This is a genomic window from Mammaliicoccus sciuri (assembly GCF_002901825.1).
Classification (GTDB): domain Bacteria; phylum Bacillota; class Bacilli; order Staphylococcales; family Staphylococcaceae; genus Mammaliicoccus; species Mammaliicoccus sciuri.
In genome coordinates this window covers 1-203 of sequence record NZ_PPQD01000008.1, presented here as the reverse complement: position 1 = coordinate 203, position 203 = coordinate 1, and the positions used below count along the sequence as shown (strand labels likewise).

1 rRNA gene is annotated in these 203 nt (G+C 41.9%); it reads left to right on the top strand.

Annotation, left to right across the window (positions count from 1 at the left end):
* Positions 1-86 precede the first annotated feature (86 nt).
* A 5S ribosomal RNA gene (gene rrf / locus CD035_RS02170) occupies positions 87-201 on the top strand.
* The last annotated feature ends 2 nt before the right edge of the window (positions 202-203 follow it).

The following is a 203-nucleotide window of genomic DNA, read 5'->3' as shown; positions in this document are numbered from 1 at the left end:
AAATTTTAAATCGGTTTTAGCCGTAAAATCTGCTTACTATCTAGTTTTGAATGTACAATACATTCATCATAAGTTATTACTATTTGTCTGGTGACGATAGCAAAGAGGTCACACCTGTTCCCATGCCGAACACAGAAGTTAAGCTCTTTAGCGCCGATGGTAGTTGGGCTTACGTTCCGCGAGAGTAGGACGTTGCCGGGCAA